Source organism: Aeromonas sp. R9-2 (assembly GCF_040908025.1).
GTDB classification, from domain to species: domain Bacteria; phylum Pseudomonadota; class Gammaproteobacteria; order Enterobacterales; family Aeromonadaceae; genus Aeromonas; species Aeromonas veronii.
Genome location: NZ_JBFOCX010000030.1, coordinates 54,230 through 78,659 on the forward strand (window position 1 = coordinate 54,230; position 24,430 = coordinate 78,659).

Here is a 24,430-nt window from a genome sequence, read left to right on the forward strand (position 1 = left end):
CTTGGGACATCAGATCCCCGAGAGTAGCCGGTACTCCTCCAGCACGTAGGTATCCGTCATGCCGCTGACATAATCGAGCAGCAACCGCACCCGGTAATACCACTCTTGCTCATGCTTACAGGCAAAACGTGGATCCGGGGTGGCGATCGCCAATCGATAGGCCTTGAGGTGACGAGCCGAGAGGCGGTGATAGAGGCGGCGCGCAAAGAAAAGCGCCTGACTCCCCTCCCCGGCCAGCAGACGGGCAAACTGTGGCGCTGGCAGCGCCAACAGGCAGGCATAACTGGTGAGCACCCCGCGCAGCGCCGCATACCCCTCCAGCTCAAGCGCTTCCACCTCGGGACGCATAAAGACCAGCTCGCGGGCCACCTGCTTGAGGATATCGAGCACCCGCGCCGCCGGCGCCTGACCGTGCAGCAGCGCTTGCGGATAGGATCCCTGCAAAATGGCCTGATGTTCGCTGACATAGCTCTGCGCCGCCAACGCCACCAGATCCCGGGTCAACAGCTGGCGAAAATGGGGGAAAAAGCCCCGACCAGAGGCCAGCGCCTCATCCAGCAAGGTGCCCATGTAGTCACTCTGGTCAGCAGCTCGCAGCGCCGCCAGCAGTTCACCCTGAGTCAGGATCCGCCGGTCTACCGCATCTTCCAGATCGGCGATGCAGTAGGAGATGTCATCGGCCGCCTCCATGATGTAAACCAGCGGATGACGGCAGCCGGGGGCCAATCCCAGGCTCTGACCGAGGGCCCGGTAGAGCGGCTGCTCGCTAAAGAAGATGCCCCGCTTGCTGCTCCAGCCATGATGCTGACCATAGCTCACGCCGGGTTGCGGCTGCTGCGGATATTTACAGAGCGCTGCCAGTTGTCCAAGTGTCAGGTTGAGCTCGTGCAGGCTGTGCACCAGCCGCAGACTCTGGGCGTTGCCATCAAACAGTTGCAGATCCTGACGCAATTCAGCCCACTGGGCCGAAGGTGGCTGCGCCAGCGCCTGCTGATAGAGGGGATCGAGCATCTCGCCGAGCCACTGGCTCATCACCTGCTCGCCAAAGTGGCCAAACGGCGGGTTGCCCACGTCATGAAGCAGGCAGGACATCTCCACCAGATTGATAAAGGCCCCTTCGCAGACCATCCCGGCTGGCAAGGCGGCCAGAATACGACGGCTGATCTGGCGACCGGTCTCCTGCACCTCCAGCGAGTGGGTGAGGCGACTGCGCACCGAGGCCTTCACATCGAGCGGAAAGACCTGGGTCTTCTGCTGCAACCGGCGCACCGGCGCGGCCTGCACGATACGGGCGCGATCCTGCTCGGTCGCCTCCAGCAGCTCCTCATCCCCCCAGGAGTGGATGCGCGCGGGGGTAATCAAACGGCTATACATCTCGCAGCTCCTTGCCAGCAACTTCCATCAGACTCAAGACAACCTCCAGCCTCAAGACAGCAACCAGCGCCGCAGACGGGCGATATCGCCCGGATATTCCCGGCGCAGCGTCTCAATCCAGTCTTCCACGTTTTCCCACCAGGCGGGGTGATCCGGGCTCTGGATCAGCTGGGCTGTCTGTTGCAGACGGCGCAGACCGATGGAGCCTGCCGCCCCTTTTATCTTGTGCGCCTCTTCCACCACCCCAGCTTGATCCTTGGCAATCATGTTGGAGTCGAGCACTGCCATGTAGTCCGGCATCATCTTCTCGAACAGATCAACGCTGGAGAGCAGCACCGGCTTGCCCACGGTATCGGCGTAATCGGTGAGGAAGGGGATATCCAGCAGGGCATCCTGATTGCCCGCATCCGCCTGCTCGTCCGCTTCATCCTCGGCCAGATCGGCAAACAGGTGACCAATCACCTCCCGCACCGCTTTGGAGCCAAGCGGCTTGTTGATCACATCCTGCATGCCGTGATCCCGGTAGTACTGGCGATCGCCGGTGGAGTTGGCGGTGAGCGCCACCATGGGTGGCAGGCTGTCGCCATAACGCTCCAGCAGGGTTTTCGCCACATCGAAGCCGGTCATGTCCGGCAGCTGGATATCGAGCAAAATGAGGTCGAAATCATCCGGATTGGCCATCGCCAACGCCTGGGTGCCGTCCCGTGCCACCTGCACCTGATGACCCAGCTTGCCCAGCAGGGCGCAGGCCACCGTCACGTTAAGCTCCACATCCTCCACCAGCAGGATATCGAGAGAGGGCATCTCCTCCTCCTGCTCTGGCAACACTGGCTCGGCGCAAGCTACCTCCAGCTCGGCGGTGAAGCAGGAGCCTTCGCCCGGATCGCTGTCCACATAGAGCTGCCCGCCCATCGCCTGCACCAGCTGACGGGAGACCGCCAACCCAATGCCGGTGCCGGTGGCGTGCTTCTTGCCCTGCACCTGATAGTACATGGCGAAGATCTTCTCCTGCTGGGCGCGCGGGATGCCGATACCGGTATCCTCCACCTCGAAGTGCAGGGCCAGCTTGCCCGGCTCGTCGGCGGGATGGGATAGGCAACGCACGGTGACGCCCCCCTCATCGGTAAACTTGACCGCGTTGCCCACCAGATTCCACAGCACCTGACGCAGGCGGGTGCCATCAGCCATCACGAATTGCGGCATGTCGCCATCGCGATCGAAATGGAGATAGAGCCCCTTCTGCTCCGCCTGAATGCGCGACAGGGTCTCCAGCTCGTCGAGGAAGGCGGGCAGATCGATACGGGTCGGCGCAATTTCGAGACGACGGCGATCCAGTTTGTCCAAGTCAATGATGTCGTTGAAGATATTGCCAAGGGTCACCGCACTCAGGTGAATGGTCTTGAGCTGCTGGTGCTGCTTGGGATCGAGGGGGGTATCCATCAGCATCCGGCTTAAGCCCACGATGCCGTTGAGTGGAGTACGCAGCTCGTGGCTGATGGTGGAGATGAAGGTGGTCTTGTCGCGGCTCGCCTTCTCCAGCTTGTCCTGATACTGCTTGCGCTCGGTGATGTCGCGGCCAAAGCCGAGCAGGCCGAGTCGCTTGCCGAAGCGGTCGAAGAAGGGCACCTTGCGCAGCTCGAAATAAGCCTTGCGGCCATCGGGATACTCCAGCCACTGCTCGTAGGTGAGCGGCTCGTTGCTGGCAAAAACCTGCTTGTCGGTCTCTACCACCTTGTTGGCAATCTCCTGCTTGTAGACATCGAACGGGGTCAGACCGATCAGCTCGGCCTCCACCTTGCCGGTCAGCTCCTCCATGGCGCGGTTGCAACCGGAGAACTGCTCATCCTCGTTGCGGTAGTAGACCAGATCCGGGGAGCAGTCGATAAAGGAGCGCAGCAGAGCGGTGCGCTCCCCCAGATGGAGCTGGGCTTTCTCTCGCTGGAACACCTCGTTCTCGAGATCCTCGATAGCCTGCAGACGCAGGCTCTCGGCCCGGTTGGTCTCGGCAATCTGGGCGTTGAGGCGGCTGATGTTCTCCTGCAGCTGGGTATTGAGCTCCAGATCCCGCTCACGCATATCTTGCAGCTTGCGCACCATACGGCTCAGTCGCTGACGGGAATCCTCCAGCTGATCCACCACGATGGAGAGAAAATAGACCGCCCAGGGAGTCACCAGCAGGCCAAAGAAGACCGAGCGAACGAAGTCGATCACATCGATATTGCCGCGCAGGAACAGGGTCACCCCCATCTGGATGGCGACCGCCAGCACGATAATGCCCGCCGCCAGGAACATGCTAAAGCGCACCAGTCCCAGCTTGGTCATCAGATCGACATAATATTGCGCCCAGGATTTAATCTGTTTCATCTTATTGTTTTCCCCCGATATTCGCGGTACAGAATACCAGCACAACCGAGTGAACTCTTCTTAATCTCGCACAATTAATTAACGATTCGCCGAATGAAATGAGTGGGTTAGGATAATTGGCAATATTGAGTCAGTTGCCATTAAGGTTTTTTCTTTATACTCACCGGCCGAAAAAATTCACCACCATTTAATTTAGGAGTTATCCGATGCGCAATACCACCTTGCTGGGCCTGGGCCTGCTGGTCGCAAATAGTGCTTATGCTGATTTGGGCGAAATTCCCAAGGAGTCTGGCTGGTCCGGTTTCCTGCTTGGCGGGGTCAATGTCATCAATTACGAATCGAATTTTTATAGTGGTGATGATGAAAACCGCCGCCTGAGCGGACTGGGCAGTGCCGAGAGCAGCTCCGCCGTTGCCCCGCTGCTCAACGCCGATATCCGCTACACCTTTGCCGATACCCGCACCCAGGTCTTCCTCGGTAACCTGATCCAGGATGCCATCCGTTTCGACTTCACCCAGCAGCTCGGTATCCGTCAGGAGATGAGCGACAAGGGCATCGTAGCTGGCTCCGTGGTCTTTAATGCCATGCCGACCGAGCAGTGGAGCGATCCCTTCGCCGTAGGCGTTGATCGCCAGTCGACCGATATCAAGTCAAAAGGGGTTCGCTTCGCCTGGGACAGCATCTGGGGGAGCAACTTCAATGGCAGCCTGACCACCCGCAACATCGAGGTGGATGAGGAGCGTAGCGGCAGCCAGTACGGCGCCGATACTGCCGCCAAACTGGATCGCAACGGCAAGATCCACGCCCTCGACCTCTCCTACAAATGGCAGCTGGCACCCGGTCAGATGCTGGAGCCAGCCTTTATCTACCGCCAAGCCGATCTGGATGGCAGCGCCCAAAGCTACAAGAGCAACGGCCTCCAGTTGACCTACGGCATGCGCGCTTCCCAGTGGTCTTTCGTCAGCAACGCCTATCTGGGCCAGACCAAATATGATGAGGCCAACCCGATCTTTGGCCAAAACGCCGACTCCGACGAGTTTGCCCTGACCGGTACCTTCTTCTGGCACCGCCTGTTCGGTATTGCGCCGCTCTCCGCAACCTTTACCGCTGGCTACGCCAAGTCCGATTCCGACATCAACTTCTACGATTCTGAATCCGTGATGTTCAACACCGGCCTGCTCTACAACTTCTAACAACTGTTGTTCGCACCGATACAACAAGGCCACCCGAAGGTGGCCTTGTTGCTATCCGGCGTTTGACTCAAATACCCAGAGAGTCGAGTAGATCGTCGTGATCGTTGGCGACCGGGGCCGCAGCCTGAACCGGCTTGGCGGCATCCTGCTTGGCCTGGGCGATCAGCGCATCGGGATCCAGCTCCTCGTGCTCCATCCCCTCATTGTGGATGCGGATGAACTCGGTTTTGTCCATCGCCAGCTCCAGATAGAAGATGTTGTTGCGGGCGGTGAAGAAGGTGACGCGGCGGGACTCCGGGCTGTCGAGATTGGTATCGACGCTCAGCATCACCTGCTTGTTGAGGGCCAGCATCTTCGGCTGGTTCTGGGTGATGTGGGTCTGCAGATCCCGGCCCACCTTGACGGTAAAGCTGCCGACGATCTGGTTCATCAGCTCGCCCATCACGTTGCTCACCTCGTCAGAGGTGTGGGAGATGGCGAGATCCTCCTTGGAGAGTCCCATGCTGAGCATGTAACTCTCGTACAGCTCCATAGCGGCAGCGGCGGAGAAGTTGATCACCACCAGACCGGAAAAACCGCCATCGAACAGCACGAAGCAGCCGATATCCGGTTTTAGGCAGGTCTTGCTGATCCGCTGCACCATGCCGGAAAACCGCACCTGACTCATGGTCGCGGCACTCAAAACGTCCGTCACCGAGTTGCACAGGCTGAGCAGCACATCCTCTGTGGTCAATACGGCATCGTCATCGGATCTTGTCACTATCATGGGACCTTCCTGAACATCGAAAATGGGCTTATCTATACCATAACTCTAACAGATGGCGCGGCCCGGAGACTGAAATAGCGACACGCCTCTCAGTTGACTCCGTTATCAGCAGCCACAGGGGTGAAACCGCTCAGCTTGGCGAGCCGGGCACGCCATATATCGGCCTGCTGGGCCAAAACTTGTGGCTCATAAGGCACGACCGGATGAGCACCCCAGATGGGACCGGGCCAGGCACGATCCGTTGCAAAGCGGGCGACATGGTGAAGATGGAGTTGCGGCACCAGATTGCCCAGCGCACCGATGTTGATCTTGTCCGGGCTGAGGGCCTGCTCCATCAGGGCGGCGACGGCGCAGGACTCCTGCATCAGCTGTTGCTGCTGCTCTGGCGCCAGATGGTGAATTTCCCGCAGGTTGGCTACTCGCGGTACCAGGATCAGCCAGGGATACTGGCTGTCTTTGGCCAGCAAGACCCGGCAGAGGGGCAGATCCCCGAGCCACCGGGTATCTGCCTGCAGGCGTGAATGCAATTCAAACATGAAAACCTCGTTGAGTACGATGAACAGAGCGCCTGAAAAAAGGAGTGTCCACGTTACTGCAACGGGCAGAAAACTTAAAGCTGTGGGACGGCCCAACCGATAAAGCGCTTGCGCAGGGCCGGGTCTGCCAGGAGGAACAACTGCTGCAACTGCCCTTCCAGCTCGCTGGCAGCCACAACGGGTTGCGCCCCACCGGAGAGCGTAGCCGTTGGTTGTGTAGTAACAGCGACAGCCGTCAGCGCCGCCTTGCCGCCGCTGCGGTTGTATTCGGCCAGTTTGCCGCTCCAGTCCACCCCAAGCAGCATGCCACTGGTCACCAGCGCGTCCTGCTGGATGGCAAGCGCGCGGCCATTCTCCTGCAGCGCTACCACAGGAGCCTTGGCATACGCCTGCATCCCCCGCTCGTCTCCCGGTACGCTGGCCGTCAGCTGCAAATGCTGATTGCTGCCCTGATAGCGCACCACCTGCGGCTCGGAGCGTACCTGCCGATCATTCTCGCTGCTGCTGCGACTGGGGATCACCCCCTCGAAGCGCACCAGCAGTTGCTGCTCGCCATCAGCCAGGGTGGCATGCTGCTCGTCCTGCAAGGTACCGTTGCTCACCGCGAGAATGCGGAAATTCTCCGGCACCTTCACGTCCACCATGGCCTGTACACTGCCTGCCCCCAACACTGCACAGAGCAGCACAAAACCGGTCAACCTTCTATTACTCTTCATTCCAGCTGATCTTCCTGATGCCGATGATGGGCGCAGGGTAGCAGCCGAAGATGACAGAAAAATAACGCCGCTCAGAGCAGGTAGTGGGGTCGCTCGGCAAACCACTGGGCCAGCACCTGCTTGAACAGCCGGATCTTGCGCGGCACTCGCCGCTGCTGGGCATGCAGCACATGAAGCTGATGCAGACCACTCTGCCACTCGTCGAGCACGGTCACCAGCTCTCCCGCCGTCAGCAGCGATTCCACCAGCATCAGCGGGCACTTGGCATAGCCCACACCGGCACGCGCCAGTTGTAACACGGTACTGTAGTGGTTGGCTCGCACCTTGCCCTGCACCAGAATGTGAGCCTCCTCCCCTTCACGGATAAAGTGCCACTGCTCCCAGGCCGGATTGTGCCCCTGCAACAGGCAGCTGCGCCCGCTCAGCTCATAGGGAGTGGCGGGACGCCCCTCTCGCGCCACCAGTGCGGGGCTCGCCACCACCACATCCTTGAGCCGCCCCAGCGGCAGGGCCACCAGATTATCCGGCACCTCGCTCATGGCGCGCAGGGCGATGTCGTTCTCTCCCTGGCTCATGTCGACCATCTGGTTGGTGAAGTTGAGCTCCACCTCCACTCCCGGGCAGAGCGCGGCAAAGCTGGTCAGCAGCTCGCTCACCATCCGATCGCCGGTGCTGACCGGGCAGGTAAAACGCAGGCGGCCACAATCCTCTTCGGTCAGCGCCTGAATATCCTGCTCCGCCTGCCGTGCCAGCGCGAAGATCTCCCCCGCCTGCTGATAGAGGGTCTTGCCCGCCTCGGTCAGGCTGAGGCGGCGGGTGGTGCGCTGCAACAGTTGTGCATTGAGGGAGGTCTCCAACGCGCTGACATGGCGGCTCAGCATCCCCTTGCTGACCCCCAGCGTATCGGCAGCAGCCGAGAAACTGCCGCGCAGCACCACTTCGTAAAAGCTGGCCAGATGGGCAATATCCATCATTAGCTCCAATATGGAAACAATTGGTTTATTTTACGCGCTTTTTCGCATTTTCTGTTGCGCTAGAATCGATACATCCCAACCAGGAGTGATGCAGATGAAAATTGTGATTGTGGGTGCCTCCGGCACCGTCGGCTCCGCTGTCAGTGAACTGCTTGCCAAAGATCATCAGGTGATCCGGGTCGGCCACAGCCGTGGCGATGCCACGGTCGACATGCGCGATCCCGCCTCCATCAAGGCGCTGTTTGCCCAGGTGGGCCAGTTTGATGCACTGGTTGTCGCCAGCGGCAGCGTGGCCTTCAACGGCCTGACCGAGATGACCGACGATCAGTGGCAGGTGGGACTGGAGAGCAAGCTAATGGGCCAGATCAACCTGACCCGAGCCGCCATTCCCTATCTGACTGACAAGGGCTCCATCACTTTGATCAGCGGTATTCTGAGCGAGGAGCCGATCAACTGGGGCGTGAGCGCCAGCACCGTCAACGGCGCCATCGATCACTTTGTGAAAGCGGCCGCCTGCGAGCTGCCAAGGGGCATTCGCATCAACGTGGTGAGCCCCACCGTGCTGGCGGAGTCGATGGAGAAATACGCCGACTTCTTCCCGGGCTTCGTGCCGGTGCCCGCCGCCAAGGTGGCGCAGGCTTACAAAAAATCGGTGTTGGGCATCCAGACCGGTCAGGTGTTCAGGGTCAACGGCTAATCGCCGCTCGCTTGCCGCCAGACCAGCAATAAAAACGGGCCCCATAGCGGGGCCCGTCTGTTTCTCTGCCTCTCTCCATCGCCACCAGCAAACGTTTGTTTGTTGGCGACAAAAAAAGAGCAACCCTTAGTCGATCAGACCGTACTGATCGCGCAGCACCTCGATGATCTCCTGCTTGGGATTGGCAGAACGCGCCAACTTGTGGCCGATGATCTTCTCGGCGATCCCGACATAGGTGTTGGAGATATCCATCATCACTTCGGTCGGCAGCTTGTTGTCGCGGGCCAGGGCAAAACGTTCCGGCATGCGGTTCTTGTTGAGCAGGATGTCCGGATCCGGGAAGTGGTTTAGCAGCCACTGACGGAAACCCTCTTTCGACTTCTCGACAATCTGACCGTCGCGCAGAGCCGCGCCATCCCAGATACGGGAGCTGTCGGGGGTGCCCACTTCATCCATGTAGATCAGCTTTTCGTTGCCCGCCGCATCGTGGACGTAACCAAACTCGAACTTGGTATCGACGAAGATCTGATCCAGCCCGGCCAGCGCGTCGCTGATGACGTTGAAGCCCTCTTTGAGCAGCACTTCGTAACGGTCGATATCGGCCGGCTTGCTGAAGTTGAAGCCCTTGTAGTGGCGCTCGATATCGGCACGGGAAACGTTGACGTCATCGGCTTCCGGCACGCCATCCAGCCCTTTCAACACGCCCTTGGTGGAGGGAGTGATGAGGATCTCCGGCAGTTTCTGATCCTTTTTCAGCCCTTCCGGCAGAGTGATGCCGCAGAACTCGCGCTCGCCATCCTTGTAGGCACGCCACATGGAGCCGGTGATGTACTGGCGGGCAATCGCCTCGATCATCACCGGACGGGCTTTTTGCACAATCCAGACAAAGGGGTGCGGAATATCCAGAATGTGGCTGTCGGCCAGTCCCTTCTCCTTGAACAGCTTGAACCAGTGGCTGGAGATGGCATTGAGCGCAGCCCCTTTGCCCGGTACGCCGTTCAGGCCATCCACACCTTGCCAGATGCAATCGAAGGCCGAGATGCGATCGCTGATCACCATGAGGGCGAGGGGCGCATCGGCCGGCACATCATAACCTTTCTCTTTTATGAGCCGGGCACTGTCTTCGGGGGTCAACCAGTAGACGCTGCGCACTTTGCCGGAATGGACAGGTTTATCGGTACGGATCGGTAAATCGTCATTCACCGCCAATACTTGATCTGCAAGACTCATGGCTAATAACACTTCCTGTTTGTGGGGGGTAAACATCGCGAGTCCCTCACCTGCACGCTCTGTTTGCAACGGGCTGGCAAGGGGGCTCGCATCATCGAAAACCACTCGGAATCCCCGCGTTTTCAGGGGGATTCTGATAACAAAACAGGGGCACAAGGCCCCTGTATTTATTCTGCTTTTGCTGCTGCCTGATCGGCCAGCCCCTTGGCGAACGCCTCGGACAGGCTGATATACATCTGGGAGATAACCCCGGACGATACAGGCTTCTTGTCCTTGTCGAACAGGGTGATGGAGGTCTTGCCTCCCGCCATTTCGCCAAGCTGGAAGCGGTATTTCTCCTCCTCCAGTTTGAACGGTTCGCTCCCTTTCGCCTTCCAGAACTCGGCACCCGGCTCTTCGTACTCGACGTCGATCCAGCCCAGAGACTGCTGGGTATCCTTGATGGTGAAACCGTAAGCGGGCAGTACCTGATTGAGGCGACGCCACACCTGATCAAAGGAGCCTTCGGCAATCCAGGCGCTCAGCTCGTTGTTGTCCAGACCCAGTTGCAGACCCATGCCATCGTTGGACTTGTGCTGCTCGCGGGCTTTCAGCTGGCTGTCGTAATAGAGCGAGAACTGGTTCAGCACTCGCGCGGCATAGCGCTGGGCATCGGCTGGGGTCAGCTTGTTGCTGGTCTCGCCGTCGATGGTCTCTTCGTGATCCAGTACCCGGACCGACATGTTGACGGCGTGGCGCTGGGCATCGTTGCGCACGGTGAACTGGTAACGCTGACGGATTTTGAAGTCTTCGTCATCTTCACCCCAGCCATCGAGGGCGACTGTGTTGTCAAACCAGCCGGTCTGCAATACGCCATCCTGCTGATCTAGCTTCTCGGTGGTGACCTTGTATTTGGCCAGGAAGTTCATCAGGAACGACCAGGTATCGCGCTCCACGCTCTGGCTGGTGCTCAGGGCATAGAAGGCAACGGTCGGTTCGGTTGCGCTCTGCACCACCTGACTGCCCGGTACCACGGTCAGCAATTGAGCGGGTGGGCGCACATCGACCTGGGCGCCGAGGGCACCTTCACGGCTGCTCTCGGGAAGCGGCGGGATGTCGTACTGGCTGTTGAAGGTGGGGGCACTCAATCCTGCGGGGATCAAGAACGCGCGGCCCTCGAGGCGGGCATCTTCATAACCGAAGTCGCGGTTGGCCATTTTGCGATCCTGGGGGGTGCTGCAACCGGCCAAGACGGCCACAGTCGCAACGCTCAGCACCAGACGGGCTCTATTTCCCTTTCCATTAGATTTAAACACTCGCCATCAACTCCGCTGTGGTCAGTGCTCGCGCCATCAGCTGCTCGCCCTCGGGGGTGAGGTCAACCAGCGGCAGGCGCAAGGTGGCTGTTGCAATCAACCCCAGTTGGGCACAGGCCCATTTCACCGGGGTGGGGCTCGGTTCGCAGAACAGAGTCTTGTGCAACGGCATCAAGAGATTGTTGATGTCATGCGCCTGCCCGGCATCACCGGCCAGCGCAGCACGACACATGTCGGCCATCTGGGCCGCTGCAATATTGGTGGTGACCGAAATCACGCCATCGCCACCTTGCAGCATAAAATCACAACCAGTGGCATCGTCGCCACTGTAGAGAGCAAACTCCGGCCCGCACAGCTCGCGCAGCAGCGGGGTGCGGCTCAAATCGCCGGTTGCCTCTTTCAAACCGATAATGCCGGGAACCTTGGCCAGACGGGCCACGGTCTCCGGTTTGAGATCGCAACAGGTGCGACCGGGCACATTATAAAGAATTTGGGGCAGACCACTAGCCTCGGCGATCGCACAATAGTGGCGATAGAGACCTTCCTGAGTGGGCTTGTTGTAGTAAGGAGTCACCGAGAGACCCGCCACCACGCCGGTTTTGGCCAGTCGCTTTGCCAATTCAATGGCATGGGCAGTATTGTTGGAGCCGCAACCGGCGATGACGGGAATGCGTCCGGCGGCATACTCAACGGTCTTTTCAACGACGGCGATATGCTCCTGCTCGCTCAGGGTCACCGATTCCCCTGTGGTACCCACCGCAACAATGGCGCTGGTCCCGGCGCTGACATGATAGTCGACCAGTTTGGCCAGACTGGCCCAATCGACTTCACCTGAAGCCAGCATGGGGGTAACGAGCGCAACAATACTACCGCGTAACATGGACTTTTCTCCCGATTTTCAGGGGCGTAATGGTAAAGCTGACCCCTTTGAAAAACAAGGGAGAGAGGGGGCAAGCCGTGATACCATCCTGAACAAAAAGTAATGGACGAAAGTCGGCAGCGTCCCTCAGGGAGTGGTCATCAGGGCCGGAGGGTTGGCTTGCCAGCGCGGCTTTCGCAACGAAATAACGGACGAGAGAAGATTTATGACTCACTACCTGGTCGTAACGGCCATCGGCACGGACAGGCCTGGCATCGTCAATGAAGTGACCCGCCACGTCAGTGGCTGTGGTTGCAACATTGTGGACAGCCGCCTTGGCATCTTCGGCAATGAATTTACCTTTATCATGCTGCTCTCGGGCGACTGGAACAGCATGATGCAACTCGAAATCAGCCTGCCCCTGCGTAGCCAGGAGTGGGATCTCATCACCATGATGAAACGCACCGAACGTCACCAGTCCCTGCAGTATGACGTCCGCGCCAGTGCCGACCTGTTGATCCGCGACGAGCCCGGCATCGTAAGCCAGTGCACCCAGTTCTTCAGCGAACATGGCTGGAACATTCAGGCGATGCAATCCATGACCCTGGAGCAGCAGCCGTTCAACCTGCTGAAGATCAGTTTTCAGCTCAATCTGGCCAGAGAGGGTGAAGTGGAGGGTTCGCAAACCGCCTTCGCCGAATTCTGTCGTCAACTGGGTGCCGAATCGTTCGAGTTTATCGTCAATCGCAAACACGCCTGAGGGCGTTTTACCCGAGGAGACCCCATGCAACCACTACAAGCTGGCAGCCCCGCCCCCGATTTCTCCCTGCCCGACCAGAATGGCAATCAGGTCAGCCTCGCTGGCCTGCGCGGCAAGAAGGTGCTGGTCTATTTCTACCCCAAGGCAATGACCCCCGGCTGCACCACCCAGGCCTGCAGCCTGCGCGATGTGAACGCCGAGTTGGCCGCCCTCAATGTGGTGGTGCTTGGCATCAGCCCGGATCCGGCCAAACGGCTGAAAAAGTTCGAAGAGCGGGACCAGCTCAACTTCACCCTGCTGGCTGATGAAGACCACGCCGTCGCCGATGCCTTTGGCGTCTGGGGCCCGAAGAAATTTATGGGCAAGGAGTATGACGGCATTCACCGCCAGAGCTTCCTGATCGATGAAGAGGGCAAGATTGCCCACCACTTCGACAAGTTCAAAACCAGCGATCACCATCAGGTGGTACTGGATTTCCTCAAGGGATAACCCTCCCCTGCGTCATTGAAAGGCCTGCCATGCAGGCCTTTTTCGTCTGGTCAGCCGCCCCTTGCCAGCGGATTTTTCTCACCAACTCCCCCGCCCAGATCAAAAAATTCATTTTATATATGGGTTAACGTGACCCCAGAATCATCTTCCAGCGAGATATCCCATGAACATGAGCAACACTGAGCGTTTGATCCTGAGCAACCAGTACGAAATTCTGGCGAAACTCAATCCGGAGAAAGCGGACGTCTACCAACGCGCCAGCACCATCATCGAGCGCGGCTACTGCCTGCAGATCCTCGAGTTGGAGAAGAGCTTCGGCCATCTGGATCTGGCGACCTGCCAAGAGGTGATCGACACCCTGGAGCTGCACCACGCACTGGCCATCTCATGGGGCAATCTGGATGCAGCCGATCAGGGCGAGATCAACGCCAGCCGTCTGGAGTTCAACGGCTACAGCCGCAGCCAGGAGCGTGAGCTGGCTGACTACGTCTGCTTCCTGCTGGAGGTGGACAAGCGCTTCCCCGAGCTCAAGTGCCCGTGCGACGAGCTCTCCAGCGACATCGCCATGCGCGACAAGTACCAGCGGATGCTGCAGGTGTGGCGTCAGTGCCCTCGTCAGTACAAGCTCTCCATCCAGGAGATCCGCAAGGTGCTGGCGGCCTGATCCACACACCGACCGCAACAAAAAAGGCGCCACTGGCGCCTTTTGGCATCTGAAACAGGTTATTCGTAGAGAAAGGATTTATCGAGCTGTTGGAAGGCGGCCTTGAGGGTATCGGCCAGCTCTTCATAGCGCGGCTGGGAAACCAGCTGGCGGCGGCCACCCTGCTCGTTCATCTTGTCGTTGATCTCCCGATACCAGCTCGCCAGCGACGGGGGCAAGCGGGTGTCGGCACGCTGGCCGAGCCAGTAGTAACCTTGCAGCGGCAAGCTGAGCAGAAACAGCACCGAGGTGATGACGGAGGGCCAGTAGTGCAGCTCGCCAAACTGGAACTGCAGCATCACGCTCAGCACCGCCAGCGCGGGGATCACCTTGAGGGCGAACTCGGTCGCCTTGATCACCCGATTTTCAGGAAACATCGAATTGAGCTCGGGACGGCGCGGCCAAAGCGTCATATAATGGCGGCCTTGCTGTAACTTAGTTCCAAAAATGTTCATGCTCATACTACCTCCGAGCGCTTTTTGAACGTACCAACGGCAAAACCTCGACAAAATTTGATGCAAAGTAACAAAGGTTGAGGATGACTTTGTTATTTTTCAACAATCGGGTTATCCTTTGTACGCCCATTTTTGCGTCAAAAGCTTCTTGCTATTGACCTGTCAGGGACGTCTGGATTTCGGGTCTTGTATCACTATACAAGGGGCAAGCAACAGATTGCCAACCCTCATAAGGATAAGTTGAAAGTTTTTGGCCGCACCGCGTCCAACGCATCCGCCTACACAACCCAATCTGCGATAGGATTTATTCATGAGTAAGCTGGTTCTTGTTCTTAACTGTGGCAGCTCTTCCCTGAAGTTTGCCGTCATTGACGCAACCACCGGTGATGACCTGCTGTCCGGCCTGGCCGAGTGCTTCAACCTCGACGATGCCCGCATCAAGTGGAAACTGAATGGCGAGAAAGGCAGTGCCGATCTGGGCGCGGGTGCCGCTCACCAGGAAGCGCTGGACTTCATCGTCAACAAGATCCTGCCGCTCAATCCGGAACTGTCCAAGAACCTGATCGCCATCGGTCACCGTGTTGTTCACGGTGGCGAGCGCTTCACCTCTTCCGTTGTCATCTGCGAAGACGTGATCGCCGGCATCGAAGCTGCTGTTCCGTACGCACCGCTGCACAACCCGGCTCACCTGATCGGTATCCGTGAAGCTCGCCGCGTATTCCCGGCGCTGGCTGACAAGAACGTGGCCGTATTCGATACCGCGTTCCACCAGACCATGCCGGAAGAAGCCTTCCTGTACGCCCTGCCGTACAAGCTCTACAAAGAGAACGGCATCCGTCGCTACGGCGCTCACGGCACCAGCCACTACTACATCAGCCTGGAAGCAGCCAAGCAGCTGAACAAGCCGGTTGAAGAGCTGAACATCATCAACTGCCACCTGGGCAACGGCGGTTCCGTCTGCGCTATCAAGAACGGCAAATCCGTTGATACCTCCATGGGTCTGACCCCGCTGGAAGGTCTGGTGATGGGTACCCGCTCCGGCGATCTGGACCCGGCCATCATCTTCTTCCTGCACGACAAGCTGGGCATGAGCGTGGCCGATATCAACACCATGCTGACCAAAGAGTCCGGCCTGCAGGGTCTGACTGAAGTGACCTCCGACTGCCGTTTTGTTGAAGACAACTACGACAGCAAAGAAGAAGCCAAGCGTGCTATGGACGTTTACTGCTATCGCCTGGCCAAGTACATCGGCGCCTACGCTGCCGCCATGGACGGTCGTCTGGACGCCGTTGTTTTCACCGGTGGTATCGGTGAAAACTCCGCCCCGATCCGTGAAATCACCCTGAACAAGCTGGGTCTGCTGGGCTTTGACGTTGATCACGACGCCAACCTGAAGGCTCGTTTCGGCAAGGGTGGCGAGATCACCAAGGCTGGCTCTACCAAGGCCCTGGTTATCCCGACCAACGAAGAGTGGGTTATCGCCCACGACGCGCTGGAACTGGTCGGCGCTTAATTGACGCAGTAACTCGAGGCCGCCCACCAGGGCGGCCTTTTCCTGATCCCAAAAAATGAACAAGGGGTATAAAGTGGCACGCACTATTATGCTTATCCCGGTCGGCACTGGTGTCGGCGTAACTTCCGTGAGTCTGGGCGTTGTTCGCGCCATGGAACGCCACGGTGTCAATGTCAGCTTCTTCAAACCGGTTGCCCAGCCGCGTCCGGGTGAAACCGGTGCCGAGCGCTCAACCGCCGTTATCCGCGCAGCTGCCAACATCAATCCGCCCGAGCCCTTCACCCTCTCCTACGCCGAGAACATGATCAGCTCCAGCAACACCGACATCCTGCTGGAAGAGATCGTTGCCCGCTTCGAAGAGCACGTGAAATCCAGTGGTGCCGAAGTGCTGGTTGTCGAAGGTATGGTGCCGACCGACAAGCAGCCCTTTGCCAACAAGCTGAACTACGACGTCGCTAAAGCTCTGGATGCCGACATGGTATTCGTGACCCACCCGGGCCATGACTCCAGCCAGAAGCTGAAAGAGCGCATCGAACTGGCCTGCTCCAACTTCGGTGGTGTCAACAACCCCCGTATCGTTGGTTGCGTAATCAACAAGGTTGGCGCGCCGGTTGACGAGCATGGCGTAACCCGCCCTGACCTGACCGAGATGTTCGAAGCCCATCACCACGCTTCCGACGCGGCTCACAACCTGGAAGTGCTGCAAGTGTTTGGCAAGAGCCCGCTGCGCATCCTGGGTTGCATCCCCTGGAACACCCAGCTGATCGCCCCGCGCGCCAAGGATCTCGCCAAGCATCTGGCCGCCAAGATCCTGCACAAGGGCGAGCTGGACAGCCGCCGTCTGCAGACCGTGACCTTCTGTGCCCGCTCCATCCATAACATGGTCGAGCACTTCCGTCCGGGCAGCCTGCTGGTCACCTCCGGCGACCGCTCTGACGTCATCGTCTCTGCCTGCCTCTCAGCCATGAACGGCGTCAAGCTGGGCGCCCTGCTGCTGACCGGTAACTATCATCCGGAGCCGCAGGTCATGGCGCTGTGCCAACAGGCTATGGCCACCGGCCTGCCGATCATGATGACCGGTACCAACACCTGGCAGACCGCCGTCAGCCTGCAGAACTTCAACGTCGATATTCCGGAAGATGACCGCGAGCGTATCGAGCTGGTACAGGACTACGTCGCTGGCCACATCGACAAGCACTGGATCGAGTCGCTGACCGTCAGCTCTACCCGTTCCCGTCGCCTGAGCCCGCCGGCGTTCCGTTATCAGCTGACCGAGCTGGCCCGTCAGGCCAACAAGCGTGTCGTGCTGCCGGAAGGCGACGAGCCGCGCACCATCAAGGCTGCCGCCATCTGTGCCGAGCGTGGCATTGCCCGTCCGGTACTGCTGGGTAACCCGGAAGAGATCCGTCGTGTTGCCGAGCAGCAGGGTGTAGTTCTGACCGATCGCGTCGAGATCATCGATCCGGCCGTTGTGCGCGAGCGCTATGTGCCGCGTCTGGTCGAGCTGCGCAAGAACAAGGGCATGACCGAAGTGGTTGCCCGCGAGCAGCTGGAAGACAACGTGGTACTGGGTACCATGATGCTGGAGCGCAATGAAGTTGACGGCTTGGTATCCGGCGCGGTGCACACCACTGCCAACACCATCCGTCCGCCGATGCAGATCATCAAGACCGCGCCGGGCTCTTCCCTGATCTCCTCCATCTTCTTCATGCTGCTGCCTGACCAGGTTCTGGTCTACGGTGACTGCGCGATCAACCCGGATCCGACTGCCGAGCAGCTGGCCGAGATCGCTATCCAGTCCGCCGACTCCGCTGCCGCGTTCGGCATCGAGCCGCGCGTAGCCATGATCTCCTACTCCACCGGTACCTCTGGCGCCGGTGCCGATGTAGAGAAAGTGCGTGAAGCGACCGAGCTGGCCAAGGCCAAGCGCCCCGACCTCATCATCGACGGCCCCCTGCAGTACGACGCGGCCATCATGGAGAACGTGGCCAAGTCCAAGGCACCGAACTCACCGGTTGCCGGTAAAGCCACCGTGTTCGTCTTCCCTGACCTGAACACAGGTAACACCACTTACAAAGCGGTGCAGCGCTCCGCTGACCTGGTCTCCATCGGCCCGATGCTGCAAGGCATGCGCAAGCCGGTCAACGACCTCTCCCGTGGCGCCCTGGTTGACGACATCGTCTACACCATCGCCCTGACCGGTATCCAGGCTGCCCAGGCTGACGAACAAGCCTAATCAGTGCCTGTCTGAAAAAACCGATCACAAAGGCTGCTCACCCCAGGTGAGCAGCCTTTTTTATTGGTTCTCTTTTGAAGACCAGTGAAACATGCCATCAGTGCAGTTTTGCACAGAATAATGCCATGTGATGTGCCAGAAATGTCTCGAGCGTAGCGCCGCGGGAAAGCGTGCCCACCACCTTTATGATGCATCTAAAATAGATTCAAGATCATACGGTTGGATTTATGAGGGCATTCGTAGTGAAGCGCTTATAGCAAATATTTCGCCATCGGCATGAGGATTTGACCTGTTAGAAATAGCAGTGAAAAAGACCCGTTCGATACGCTATTCATCAAGGTGCCACTCGGCAATATCCACATCATGGAGGAATGGAAATGCTGATGAAGAAGCTCTCTGCAATCATGCTGCTGGCCTGCTTGCCCCTGTTCAGCCAACCTGTGCTGGCCGCAGATAAGGCAGCACCCAAGCAAACAACCACGACCGAGGTCGCCAAGGAGACCGGTAAGCTGAACATCAATACGGCCACCCTTGCCGAACTCACCAGCCTGAAAGGGATTGGCGACAAGAAGGCACAAGCCATCGTCGACTATCGGGAAAAACAGGGAAAGTTCACCTCGGTCGATCAGCTGGCGGATGTCAATGGCATTGGCCCGGCCACGCTGGAAGCCAACCGTGACATGATAATAGTCAAATAAAGTCGAATGGATCAGTTGCAAATGGGGCAGCCTGTGGCTGCCCCATTTTTCTTGGGGTATGATTGCCGCACTTTAATCCCGCTGGATAGTTTTCCATGAAAAAGACTCCTCTTGTTGTTCGTAAGGCCGTGCTCCCGGTAGCCGGTCTGGGTACCCGTATGCTGCCAGCCACCAAGGCCATCCCGAAAGAGATGTTGCCGGTGGTCGACAAACCGCTGATCCAGTACGTAGTGCGCGAAGCTATCGCCGCCGGGATCAAAGAGATCGTGCTGGTCACCCACTCGAGCAAGAACTCCATCGAAAACCACTTCGACAAGAGTTTCGAACTGGAAGCTACCCTCGAGAAGCGGGTCAAGCGTCAACTGCTGGAAGAGGTGCAACAGATCTGCCCGAAAGACGTCACTATCATGCACGTCCGTCAGGGTGAGGCCAAAGGTCTGGGCCACGCTGTGTTGTGCGCCCGCCCGCTGATCGGTGACAACCCGTTTGCCGTGCTGCTTCCGGATGTACTGATTGATGAAGTAGCCAGCGACCCGAAAAAAGACAACCTGGCCGAGATGGTGCACATGTTCGAAGAGAACCAGATCAGCCAGATCATGGTGGAAGCGGTTCCGGAGAGCGAAGTGGACAAGTACGGCATCGCCGACATCAAGGGCGAGGCCCTGAGCGAGGGGATGTCCCTGCCGATGCAGGCCATTGTCGAGAAGCCACCCCGTGACGAAGCCCCCTCCAATCTGGCGGTGGTGGGTCGTTACGTCCTCTCCTCCAATATCTGGCCGCTGCTGGAGAAAACCCCGGCCGGTGCCGGTGACGAGATCCAGCTGACTGACGCCATCGCCATGCTGATGGAGCAGGAGCAAGTCAACGCCTACTTCATGAAGGGCAAGAGCCACGATTGCGGCAGCAAGCTGGGTTACATGAAAGCCAATGTGGAATATGGTGTGCGCCATCACGAGCTAAATGGTGAATTCATCGGCTGGCTGAAGCAGTTCGTCAAGCAGTTGTAATCGCTGATAAATCTGTTTTTTATAGACGTATTTAAGGGGCATCAAATGATGCTCCTTTTTCATTTTTGCAACAAAAAATCAATCAAGAGTAAATAAACTCTCAGCAAATCATAATGTTGTAATTTATTCACACATGCTCTATAAGGATTGAGGCGTGTTTCTCGCCCTTGCATAAAAAACTCAAAAAAATATAAGACACAGGTGGAAGTTCCAATGAATAACCCGTCAAAAGGGACCTTTTTAGGTCACCCTAAAGGGCTTTTTTTGCTCTTTAGTACCGAACTGTGGGAGAGATTCTCCTATTACGGCATGCGTGCCGTGCTGGTGCTCTATTTGACCGACCTGACTGCCAACGGCGGTCTGGGCTGGAGTCAGGCAGATGCCCTCAAACTCTACGGTATCTATACCGGTCTGGTTTATATCACTCCGCTGATCGGCGGCTGGCTGGCTGACACCTTCCTGGGTCAACGTCGCGCCATTCTGATCGGTGCCGTGCTGATGGCCGCAGGTCAGTTCACTCTGGCACTGCCCCACGCCATGTTCCCGGATATGGTCAACACCATGTTCTACGCGGGCCTCGCGCTGCTGATCGTGGGTAACGGCCTGTTCAAACCGAACATCTCCACTATGGTGGGTGACCTCTATGAAGAGGGCGATCACCGCCGTGATGGTGCTTTCACCATCTTCTACATGGGTATCAACCTGGGTTCCCTGCTGGCAGGTGTGATCTGTGGTGCTGCCGCGACTGCCTACGGCTGGCAAGCAGCCTTCGTCGGCGCCGGTATCGGTATGCTGCTCTCTCTGGTGATCCAGGCCACCATGGCCCAACGTTTCCTGGGTGACATCGGTCGCGTCACTGCCGCCCAGCGCGCAGCCGCCCTGCGTACTACCGAACAGAAAGCACCGCTGACCAAGCAGGAAGTGGATCGCATCAAGGTTATCCTGGTACTGGGTCTGTTCACTATCATCTTCTGGGCCGGTTTCGAGCAGGCCGGTGGTCTGATGAACCTCTACACCCAGGAGTATACCGACCGCATGATCGGCAGCTTCGAAGTGCCGACCGCCTGGTTCCAGTCCCTGAACCCCTTCTTCATTATCACTCTGGCACCGGTCGTTGCGGCCATCTGGATCAAGCTCGGCAAGAAAGAGCCGAACTCTCCGGTGAAATTCGCCATGGGTCTGCTGTTCCTGGCTATCGGCTTCCTGTTCATGGTCGGTGCCGTGCTGCAGCAGGGTGGTGACAACACCGTCAAGACCTCCATGTTCTGGCTGGTTGGCGCATACCTGTTCCACACCCTGGGCGAGCTCTGCCTCTCCCCGATTGGCCTCTCCATGGTGACCAAGCTGGCTCCGCTGCGTCTGGCTTCCCTGATGATGGGCGCCTGGTTTGGCTTCGTTGCCCTGGCCAACTACGCTGCGGGCTTTATCGGCTCCTTCGTTGGTGAAGCCGGTCCGATCGCCATCTTCGGTGGCATCGCCCTGGCGGCGGTACTGAGCGCCCTGATCCTGCTGACCATGGCCAACCGCCTGGTTTACTGGATGCACGGTGCCGAAGGCCCGGCCAAAGAGCCGCAAGCTCAAGAGAAGAAACTGCAATCCGCCACCGTCTAAACGGTCAGGATTGTAAACAACAAACAGGGCGCCCATCGGCGCCCTGTTTGTTTTAGCCTGTTTATCAGGCGGCATCAGTGATGACGAACCTGCACATCCAGCGAGCCGCCGCTGTCGCTGCGAAACTGCAGGGCGAACGGTTCATGCCAGCTGCGTTTGTGCAGGGCGTAGTGGCTGCTGCGCATCAGGCCAAGGGGTAGGCCGCCTGAGCGCATCAGCCAGTGGGGAGAGGTAAGCCCGGCGTTGGCAAACACCAACCCATCATGCTGATCAAACAGCAGCGCCGCCATGGCAAAAGAGTGGCGAAGCCCTGACGCCATCAACTGATGGTTGAGGTAGTCGAGCAACCGGTGCGGCTGGCTCAGCAACCGGCTCTCGTTCTGCTGAAACTGGCGGTAGGGGACGTTCATCAAGGATCGCACCAGCGCACCACAAAATGCCGCATCCGTCCCCATGATCGGCAGCTCCATCACCAGCACCAGCAGCTTGTCTTCCACCTTGAAGGTATCTGGAATAAACAACTGCCCCAGCCCCTTGAACGTGACCTGCCAGGGACCCCACTCCTGCAAGCCCGGCGGCTTGAGCCCCGCCAGCAGGCGGCTAGCCGCCTTGTCATGGGCACTGAAATAGTCGATGTGATCCATCAGCTCCAGCTGCTGCGCCCGGTTGACGCTGCCGTTGAGACACTGTTCGATGCTGCGCTCTACCAGCGCGTAATCCTCAAGAGGTTTGAGCAGATAGTCCCGCGCACCGGCACGCAAGGCGCTGGCGACCGCCTCCATGGTGCTCTGGGCCGAAATGACGATAACCGGAATATGGGGATAGCGCGCAGAGAGGCAGGCGATCACCTCGTGGCCATCCATATTGGGCATATTGAGATCGCAGAGCACCACATCGGGATGGTAGAGGGCCGCCGCCGATAGCCCCTCAATACCATCTTCGGCCTGAAACACCGTTGCCCCGTCCCGTGCGAGGTAACTCACTAACGAGTGGCGAAAAACGGCCTCGTCCTCCACCACCAGGATCCGTAGCCCGGCTTTTGACATCTTGATAAAGCTCTTATTAGTCAATTGGTTATTTAGGTATTAAGACTAGCTCAAAAGTACGGTCAGCGCGGAAACCCTGCGTCAAAAGTAGACCTCGATCATACGATGGCATCAAAAGAACCCCATCCGTCCGCGCAGCTCTATTCACTCGGGAGGCCACACGACTACGACCGCCATCCGAATTGTGCAAGTGGGCGCCATAAGGGATAATGCCCCCACTCCAGCTCGTGAAGAAGACCATGACCCCAGCCGAATACAGCGCCCTTGCCCACCCCAGATTGTCCCATCCGGCTCGTAGTCTCTATACCCTGCAGCTGCGCCGACTGGTGCTGGAAAATCAGGCGGCAAGGCTCAACTATCCCGAGCTGGGTCGGGCGCTGGCAGTGGTCGATCCGGGTGATCCCTGCGGCTTTTCGTTTCAGGTCAATGCCCGCCAGCTCACCGAGCTGTTCGATGAACTGATGGAGGCGGGCCTGCTGCAAGTCGAGGCTCAGCCCGAGAGTGAGCACTATCATCAGTGCCCGTTCCAGTTGCCGCTGCTGACCCAGAAATTGCGCAGCCCGCTGCCGGAGCGCCCCTTCCAGATGCATCTGCAGTGGCGACCGGACGAGGAGCTGCCCGCCCTCGCCCGTCTGTGCGGGGTGATCGATGCCAGCTATAGCGAAGAAGATCTGGGGGAGTTTATCGCCTACTGGCTGGGGCGCCCCGAGGTGTTCGACTCCCAGCATCAATGGATGCTCAAGTTCATTCGCGCCCTCAAGACCCGCCGCTATACCCGTCGCAAACCGATGGAGGTGCAGGGCTACCAGCAGGTGACGCCGGCCCCGGCAGAGTCGGGCCCCAGCAAACGGGCCCAACAGATGATTGAAGAGGCCAAGCGACTGGCCCAACAGCAGACGCAAGAACCCGCAGCGCAGCAGGAGCCGGATAATGATTGATAGCGGCCCCCGCCTGCAGGCAGAATCAACCCCTTGTCTACCCATCCCTGATCGAGCAGAAGGAGCATTCCATGACTGACCCGCAAGATCCCCTGCGCCAGGAGCTGGAAGAGATCGAAGCCAAGCGCCAGAAGATCGCCAAGGCCAAGCAGGATCACCGCATTCACGACCCGGAATTGAGCCGCCATGTGGGTGGCCTGCTGGAGCGCATTCGTCGCCTGCAACAAGAGACCGGTGGCGGCCAGTATGACTACGAGACCCTGCGCAAGGAGTATGATGCCAAGGCCAACGCCGAGGTGCGCGAGCTGCAGAAGGCAGCCCGCCAGGAGCGGATCCAGAAGCTGATCGCCCAGGCCGACCTCAACCCCGACTGGGTATTTGACAAGATGGATGCCGGTGACCCGGCGCTGCAATACCCCATCGAAACAGCCCGTTACTTTATCAGCGGCTTCGAGCACTGGGAGAAGAGCGGTGGCGGCTGCATGCTGATCTACGGCGACTACGGCACCGGCAAGTCAACGCTGGCGGGAGCGGTGGCGCATGAGCTGATCGCCCGTCACCAGAAATCGGTGATCTTCCAGCAGTGGGCCTCCATCGTCGATCGGCTGTTCTTCAACGTCATCCCCGACCAGGATGAGCGCAACCAGTACCGCCGCGCGCTGGAAGAGGTGGATCTGCTGATCATCGACGAGGTATCGGCCAACCGCGCCAAGATGGCGGAGAGCCAGTCCAGCTTCCTCGGCCACCTGCTGCGCCGCCGTCGCAACCTGTCAAAGAGCGTCATCATCATCACCAACCACACGCCCCAGAGCCTGCATCAGGCGATCGGTGATTTCAGCTATGAAGCGATCAAGGCATTCAATCCGGTGGATATCCACCTGAGCGGTCTCAGCCGTCGCCCCAGCATCGGCAACTACAACGGCTGATCCCTCTCAAAGAGTGCGAGTCGCTGGCGGCTCGCACTCTCTCC

Annotated in this window: 23 protein-coding genes; 12 read left to right on the forward strand and 11 right to left on the reverse strand. The window is 58.6% G+C overall.

The window, feature by feature from the left end:
* Positions 1–9: 9 nt before the first annotated feature.
* Both dgt and arcB read right to left on the reverse strand, forming a co-directional pair.
* On the reverse strand, positions 10–1,374 hold the full coding sequence (dgt, locus tag AB5Y71_RS16965) for a dGTPase (RefSeq protein ID WP_167565965.1): 1,365 nt from the start codon (positions 1,372–1,374) through the stop codon (positions 10–12).
* A 51-nt stretch (positions 1,375–1,425) separates the two neighbouring features.
* A complete protein-coding gene (arcB, locus tag AB5Y71_RS16970) occupies positions 1,426–3,738 on the reverse strand; it encodes an aerobic respiration two-component sensor histidine kinase ArcB (protein WP_005339096.1) in 2,313 nt (770 codons plus the stop codon).
* A 206-nt stretch (positions 3,739–3,944) separates the two neighbouring features.
* Here arcB and AB5Y71_RS16975 point away from each other — a divergent pair, with 206 nt between their 5' ends.
* Complete coding sequence (locus AB5Y71_RS16975; protein ID WP_199428625.1) at positions 3,945–4,931, forward strand: DUF2860 family protein; 987 nt, start codon at positions 3,945–3,947, stop codon at positions 4,929–4,931.
* Positions 4,932–4,998: 67 nt separating this feature from the next.
* On the opposite strand, the gene AB5Y71_RS16980 is transcribed toward AB5Y71_RS16975, so the two are convergent.
* The 4 genes from AB5Y71_RS16980 to AB5Y71_RS16995 all read right to left on the reverse strand — a co-directional run bounded on the left by AB5Y71_RS16980 (position 4,999) and on the right by AB5Y71_RS16995 (position 7,920).
* Positions 4,999–5,697, reverse strand: a complete 699-nt coding sequence (locus tag AB5Y71_RS16980; protein WP_021231953.1) for a DUF3334 family protein — start codon at positions 5,695–5,697, stop codon at positions 4,999–5,001.
* 89 nt (positions 5,698–5,786) lie between these two features.
* On the reverse strand, positions 5,787–6,233 hold the full coding sequence (locus AB5Y71_RS16985; RefSeq protein ID WP_005358267.1) for an HIT domain-containing protein: 447 nt from the start codon (positions 6,231–6,233) through the stop codon (positions 5,787–5,789).
* Between the two features lie 74 nt (positions 6,234–6,307).
* Complete coding sequence (locus AB5Y71_RS16990; RefSeq protein WP_368172058.1) at positions 6,308–6,949, reverse strand: DUF2057 domain-containing protein; 642 nt, start codon at positions 6,947–6,949, stop codon at positions 6,308–6,310.
* A gap of 71 nt (positions 6,950–7,020) precedes the next feature.
* Positions 7,021–7,920, reverse strand: coding sequence for a LysR family transcriptional regulator (locus tag AB5Y71_RS16995; RefSeq protein WP_368172074.1), 900 nt, complete (start codon positions 7,918–7,920; stop codon positions 7,021–7,023).
* Between the two features lie 97 nt (positions 7,921–8,017).
* Here AB5Y71_RS16995 and AB5Y71_RS17000 point away from each other — a divergent pair, with 97 nt between their 5' ends.
* Complete coding sequence (locus AB5Y71_RS17000) at positions 8,018–8,620, forward strand: short chain dehydrogenase (protein WP_107682604.1); 603 nt, start codon at positions 8,018–8,020, stop codon at positions 8,618–8,620.
* 126 nt (positions 8,621–8,746) lie between these two features.
* On the opposite strand, the gene AB5Y71_RS17005 is transcribed toward AB5Y71_RS17000, so the two are convergent.
* From AB5Y71_RS17005 to dapA, 3 genes are all read right to left on the reverse strand, one after another.
* Entirely contained in the window at positions 8,747–9,850 is a 1,104-nt protein-coding gene (locus tag AB5Y71_RS17005) for a phosphoribosylaminoimidazolesuccinocarboxamide synthase (protein ID WP_040065098.1), read from the reverse strand.
* Between the two features lie 167 nt (positions 9,851–10,017).
* Positions 10,018–11,145 carry an outer membrane protein assembly factor BamC gene (gene bamC, locus AB5Y71_RS17010; RefSeq protein ID WP_005349235.1) on the reverse strand — a complete coding sequence of 376 codons (1,128 nt, stop codon included), beginning with the start codon at positions 11,143–11,145 and terminating at the stop codon, positions 10,018–10,020.
* Positions 11,138–12,025 (reverse strand): 4-hydroxy-tetrahydrodipicolinate synthase, encoded by an 888-nt coding sequence (dapA, locus tag AB5Y71_RS17015; RefSeq protein WP_005349232.1) that lies wholly within the window; start codon positions 12,023–12,025, stop codon positions 11,138–11,140. Before dapA ends, bamC begins: the two co-directional genes overlap by 8 nt.
* A 205-nt stretch (positions 12,026–12,230) precedes the next feature.
* Between dapA and AB5Y71_RS17020 the strand changes: the two genes are divergently transcribed.
* The 3 genes from AB5Y71_RS17020 (at position 12,231) to AB5Y71_RS17030 (ending at position 13,917) form a co-directional block, all read left to right on the forward strand.
* Complete coding sequence (locus AB5Y71_RS17020) at positions 12,231–12,764, forward strand: glycine cleavage system protein R (RefSeq protein ID WP_005349229.1); 534 nt, start codon at positions 12,231–12,233, stop codon at positions 12,762–12,764.
* Between the two features lie 24 nt (positions 12,765–12,788).
* Entirely contained in the window at positions 12,789–13,253 is a 465-nt protein-coding gene (gene bcp, locus AB5Y71_RS17025) for a thioredoxin-dependent thiol peroxidase (protein WP_005358255.1), read from the forward strand.
* Between the two features lie 163 nt (positions 13,254–13,416).
* Positions 13,417–13,917, forward strand: a complete 501-nt coding sequence (locus tag AB5Y71_RS17030; protein WP_005341125.1) for a YfbU family protein — start codon at positions 13,417–13,419, stop codon at positions 13,915–13,917.
* Positions 13,918–13,976: 59 nt separating this feature from the next.
* On the opposite strand, the gene yfbV is transcribed toward AB5Y71_RS17030, so the two are convergent.
* Positions 13,977–14,417, reverse strand: coding sequence for a terminus macrodomain insulation protein YfbV (gene yfbV / locus AB5Y71_RS17035; RefSeq protein ID WP_368172059.1), 441 nt, complete (start codon positions 14,415–14,417; stop codon positions 13,977–13,979).
* A gap of 304 nt (positions 14,418–14,721) precedes the next feature.
* On the opposite strand from yfbV, the gene AB5Y71_RS17040 reads away from it, so the two are divergent.
* From AB5Y71_RS17040 to AB5Y71_RS17060, 5 genes are all read left to right on the forward strand, one after another.
* Positions 14,722–15,924 carry an acetate kinase gene (locus tag AB5Y71_RS17040; RefSeq protein ID WP_005349210.1) on the forward strand — a complete coding sequence of 401 codons (1,203 nt, stop codon included), beginning with the start codon at positions 14,722–14,724 and terminating at the stop codon, positions 15,922–15,924.
* 55 nt (positions 15,925–15,979) lie between these two features.
* Complete coding sequence (gene pta, locus AB5Y71_RS17045) at positions 15,980–18,160, forward strand: phosphate acetyltransferase (protein ID WP_005339119.1); 2,181 nt, start codon at positions 15,980–15,982, stop codon at positions 18,158–18,160.
* Between the two features lie 377 nt (positions 18,161–18,537).
* A complete protein-coding gene (locus AB5Y71_RS17050; RefSeq protein WP_019445026.1) occupies positions 18,538–18,858 on the forward strand; it encodes a ComEA family DNA-binding protein in 321 nt (106 codons plus the stop codon).
* A gap of 95 nt (positions 18,859–18,953) precedes the next feature.
* Positions 18,954–19,865 (forward strand): UTP--glucose-1-phosphate uridylyltransferase GalU, encoded by a 912-nt coding sequence (galU, locus tag AB5Y71_RS17055; protein WP_111900684.1) that lies wholly within the window; start codon positions 18,954–18,956, stop codon positions 19,863–19,865.
* A gap of 213 nt (positions 19,866–20,078) precedes the next feature.
* Positions 20,079–21,476 carry a peptide MFS transporter gene (locus tag AB5Y71_RS17060; protein WP_021231963.1) on the forward strand — a complete coding sequence of 466 codons (1,398 nt, stop codon included), beginning with the start codon at positions 20,079–20,081 and terminating at the stop codon, positions 21,474–21,476.
* A gap of 74 nt (positions 21,477–21,550) precedes the next feature.
* On the opposite strand, the gene AB5Y71_RS17065 is transcribed toward AB5Y71_RS17060, so the two are convergent.
* Positions 21,551–22,522 carry a response regulator gene (locus AB5Y71_RS17065; protein WP_021231964.1) on the reverse strand — a complete coding sequence of 324 codons (972 nt, stop codon included), beginning with the start codon at positions 22,520–22,522 and terminating at the stop codon, positions 21,551–21,553.
* A 239-nt stretch (positions 22,523–22,761) separates the two neighbouring features.
* Here AB5Y71_RS17065 and AB5Y71_RS17070 point away from each other — a divergent pair, with 239 nt between their 5' ends.
* A complete protein-coding gene (locus tag AB5Y71_RS17070) occupies positions 22,762–23,460 on the forward strand; it encodes a DnaT-like ssDNA-binding domain-containing protein (protein ID WP_005349201.1) in 699 nt (232 codons plus the stop codon).
* 71 nt (positions 23,461–23,531) lie between these two features.
* Positions 23,532–24,386: a DnaA/Hda family protein gene (locus AB5Y71_RS17075; RefSeq protein ID WP_368172060.1), complete on the forward strand. Its 855-nt coding sequence runs from the start codon at positions 23,532–23,534 to the stop codon at positions 24,384–24,386.
* Positions 24,387–24,430 lie beyond the last annotated feature (44 nt).